4 protein-coding genes and 1 pseudogene are annotated in these 3,924 nt (G+C 73.9%); 3 read left to right on the top strand and 2 right to left on the bottom strand.

Going from position 1 to position 3,924, the window contains the following annotated elements:
* A partial coding sequence (locus C1I99_RS30250; RefSeq protein WP_111137583.1) for an MFS transporter occupies positions 1-1,430 on the bottom strand: 1,430 nt, incomplete at its 3' end.
* Between the two features lie 138 nt (positions 1,431-1,568).
* Here C1I99_RS30250 and C1I99_RS30245 point away from each other — a divergent pair.
* Entirely contained in the window at positions 1,569-2,198 is a 630-nt protein-coding gene (locus tag C1I99_RS30245) for an HNH endonuclease family protein (RefSeq protein ID WP_438941466.1), read from the top strand.
* Positions 2,180-2,650, top strand: coding sequence for a hypothetical protein (locus tag C1I99_RS30240; protein WP_111137581.1), 471 nt, complete (start codon positions 2,180-2,182; stop codon positions 2,648-2,650). Before C1I99_RS30245 ends, C1I99_RS30240 begins: the two co-directional genes overlap by 19 nt.
* 46 nt (positions 2,651-2,696) lie before the next feature.
* On the opposite strand, the gene C1I99_RS30235 is transcribed toward C1I99_RS30240, so the two are convergent.
* A complete protein-coding gene (locus C1I99_RS30235) occupies positions 2,697-3,800 on the bottom strand; it encodes an ABC transporter ATP-binding protein (RefSeq protein ID WP_111137580.1) in 1,104 nt (367 codons plus the stop codon).
* Between the two features lie 15 nt (positions 3,801-3,815).
* On the opposite strand from C1I99_RS30235, the pseudogene C1I99_RS35295 reads away from it, so the two are divergent.
* Positions 3,816-3,924, top strand: a pseudogene (locus C1I99_RS35295) (ATP-binding cassette domain-containing protein); the annotation flags it as partial.

The following is a 3,924-nucleotide window of genomic DNA, read 5'->3' as shown; positions in this document are numbered from 1 at the left end:
CGGGGTGGGCGGCGGATGAGCAGGCCGGCCAGCGCGGCGCCGACCAGCAGCAGCCCGCCGCACCAGAGCATCGCCCCCCGGTAGGCGCCGGTGAGCTCGGCCCGCTGCTCGTACCCGCTGCCGGAGAGCCCGACCAGCAGCGGCAGCGCGGCCACCGCCAGCAGGCCGCCGGCCCGGGACGCGGCGTTGTTGAAGCCGCTCGCCACCCCGGCGAACCGGTCCTGCACCGCGGCCAGCACCGAGGCGGTCAGCGGCGCCACCACCAGGGTCAGCCCGATCCCGAAGAGCACCACCCCGGGCAGCACGTCCCCCCAGTACGACGCGTCCGGGCCGACCCGACGCAGCAGCACCAGCCCGCCGGCGGCCACCACCGGGCCCACGGTCAGCGGCAGCCGGGGGCCGATCCGCGCCGAGAGCGCCCCCGCCCGGGGCGAGCCGACCAGCAGCAGCAGGGTCATCGGCAGCAGCGCGATCCCGGTCAGCAACGCCGACCAGCCGACCACGTTCTGCAAATAGACAGCGATGAAGAAGGTGAAGCCGCCGAGCGCCGCGTAGACCGCGACCGTGAACAGGTTCAGCACCGAGAAGAGCCGGCTGGAGAACAATCCGGTGGGCAGCATGGCGGTGTCCCCCCGGCGCCGCTCGACCAGCACGAAGACCACCGCCCCGGCCACCCCGACCAGCGCCGCCACCAGCACCGGCGCCGAGTCGAGGCCGCGCGCCGGTGCGTCGATCAGCGCGTACGTGACGCCGGCCAGCGCGACCGCGCCGAGCAGCGCGCCGGCCACGTCGAACCGGCGGCGCCGTCCCGACCCCGCCCGGATGCGGGAAACGTTCTCGTCCCGGCTCTCCGGCACCCACCGCAGGGCGGCCAGCACGACCAGCGCCGCCAGCGGCAGGTTGAGGAAGAAGATCCACCGCCAGGAGAGCGCATCGATCAGCCAGCCCCCGACGAAGGGGCCGAGGGCAGTGGAGACGCCGGACAGGCCGGACCAGGCCCCGATCGCCCGGCCCCGGTCGTCGGGGTGGAAGCTGGACTGGAGCACCGACAGCGAGCCCGGGGTGAGCAGTGCGCCGCCGGCGCCCTGGAGGAACCGGGCGGCGATCAACCAGGTGGTGTCCTGGGCCAGGCCGCAGAGCAGCGAGGCGACGGTGAACCAGAGCACGCCGAGCAGGAAGATCCGCCGCCGGCCGAACCGGTCGCCGAGCGCGCCGCCGAGCAGGACGAAGGCGGCGAGCATCAGCAGGTATCCGTTGACGGTCCACTGGAGACCGGCCACGGTGGCCCCGAGGTCGGCGCCGAGCCGGGGCAGCGCGACGTTGACCACGGTGCTGTCCAGGAAGACCATGCCGGAGGCGAACACCGCGGCGAGCAGGGTGCCCCGCCCCGGGCCGGTGCCCATCCGGAGCGCGGGAGCGGGTGCAGTCATGTGCTCCAATCTGCCTCGCGCCATATGAGAGACGCCACGAAACGCCGAAACCATGCCCGGGTACTGTGCGGGATCGCCGGGAGCCCGCAAGCTGGAGGGGTGTCGTCTGTGCGTAACGGAACAGGACCGTGGGCCGCGGTGACAGCTGCGCTCGCTGTGGCGCTGGCGCTCGGCGTGGCCGGCTGCGTCCCGATCGAGGAGCCGGAGCCGCCCCCACCGAGCGGCGGCGGCAACGCGGCCGAGATGCTGGCCCAGCTCACCGTCGCGAGCGCCGGGTCGATGAAGGGCTACAGCCGGGACCGGTTCCCGCACTGGCGGGACACCGGCAAGAACTGCGACGTACGGGACACCGTGCTGCAGCGCGACGGCAAGGACATCAAGCTCTCCGGGTGCAACGTGGTCGGCGGCCGCTGGGAGAGCGTGTACGACAGCCGCGCGCTGACCGACCCGTCCGAGGTGGACATCGATCACATGGTGCCGCTCGCCAACGCGTGGCGCTCCGGCGCCGACGAGTGGGACGACGCGAAGCGCGGCGAGTTCGCCAACGACCTGGACCGGCCGCAGCTGATCGCGGTTTCCCGCAGCTCCAACCGGTCAAAGGGTGACCAGGACCCGTCCCAGTGGAAACCGGCGAACCGGTCGTTCTGGTGCGAGTACGCCCAGAACTGGGTGACGGTCAAACACCACTGGCGGCTCACGGTGACCAGTGCAGAGAAGGCCGCCCTGACCGACATGTTGGAGGGCTGCACGTGGGCGAGCAAGCCGTGACCGGGGCCGGAGGACCGGACCCCGCCCCGGAGCGGACCCCGGACGCCGGCGGCGACGACGCGGCGGCGGCCACCGGCGGCGCGCCGGCCGGCCCGACCACCGCCGGACCGACCACCGCCGGCATGGCCGCGGACGGCGCGCCCGCGGCCACCGTCGAGGTGCCCGGGGCGGGCATGGCGGCGGACGCGGACGGCGCGGGCGCGCCACCGGAGCGGACGGCGGACATCGTGCCCGGGCCGGGCGGGGTGATGACCGACGAGGTGGGCGTCGTCACCGGCGAGCTGACCCTGCGCACGGAGTACGCCGACGGCCAGGTCACGCTGCGGGTGCAGTACCGGGACGCCGACGAGTGGTACGCGGTGACCGGCGGGAGGGTCGCACTGCCCGACCCGGCTGGCCTGGACGCGGTGCACGGCATCGCGGTCGCGCTGCTGCACCGCCCCGAGGGCTGACCCACCCGACGCGGCCCCTCCCGGCGGGCGGGCCGCGTCGCGGGGGTCAGACGTACGAGCCGGGCTCGCTGGGGGCGGAGACCACCCCCGGCGCCTCGCCCTCGTCCTCGGGGCGGACGATCTGCGCGGTCACCTTGTGCGGGCGCAGCTCGCCGCTGGCGATCTGCTCGGCGAAGTGGCAGGCGACGCGGCTGCCGTGGATCTCCCGCAGCGCCGGGCGCTCGTCCGCGCAGCGGGTCGGCTGGGCCCACGGGCACCGGGTGTGGAACCGGCAGCCGGACGGCGGGTTGGCCGGCGAGGGCAGGTCGCCGGCGAGCAGGATCCGCTCCCGCCGGTCCTCCACGTCCGGGTCCGGTACCGGCACCGCCGACATCAGCGCCCGGGTGTACGGGTGCAGTGGCGCGGTGTAGAGCCGGTCGCTCGGCGCCTCCTCCACCAGCGCGCCCAGGTACATGACGCCGACCGTGTCGGAGATGTGCCGCACCACCGCGAGGTCGTGCGCGATCACCAGGTAGGTCAGGCCGAGGCTGTCCTGCAGTTCGTCGAGGAGGTTCACCACCTGGGCCTGGATCGACACGTCCAGCGCGGAGACCGGCTCGTCGGCGACGATCAGCTCCGGTCCGAGCACCAGCGCCCGGGCGATGCCGATGCGCTGTCGCTGGCCACCGGAGAACTCGTGCGGGTAGCGGGAGAGCGCCCAGCGGGGCAGCCCGACCGCGTCCAGCGTCTCGCCGATGATCCGCCGCCGGTCAGTGCGGTCGGTGCCGATGCCGTGGGTCTGCAACCCCTCGGTGAGGATCGACTCGACGTTCTGCCGGGGGTCCAGGCTCGACATCGGATCCTGGAAGATCATCTGCATCCGGCGGCGCATCGACCGCAGCCGGCCCGCCGGCAGCTTGGTCAGCTCGACGCCGTCGAAGACCACCTCGCCGCCGGTGGGCGGGGTGAGCTGGAGCAGTGCCCGGCCGAGCGTGGACTTTCCGCAGCCGGACTCGCCGACCAGCCCGTACGTCTTCCCGCGCGGGATGCGCAGGTCGACCCCGTCGACCGCCATGACGTGCCCGACCGTCCGGTCGAAGAGCACCCCCCGCTTGATCGGGAAGTGCACCTTCAGGTCGCGCACCTCGACGAGGATGTCGCTCTCGGTCACGGCTTCTCCTCCTCGCGCGGGAAGACGTACGGGCTGGTCGGCGAGTCCGGCTGCGGAAAGTACACGCTCGGCCGGGCACTGCTCCAGCTCACCCCGCCCACCGGCGGCGAGGTGGTCTTCGACG

Origin of the sequence: Micromonospora deserti, from assembly GCF_003236335.1 — a bacterium.
GTDB lineage: Bacteria > Actinomycetota > Actinomycetes > Mycobacteriales > Micromonosporaceae > Micromonospora > Micromonospora deserti.
This window is presented reverse-complemented; position numbering and strand designations above follow the sequence as displayed.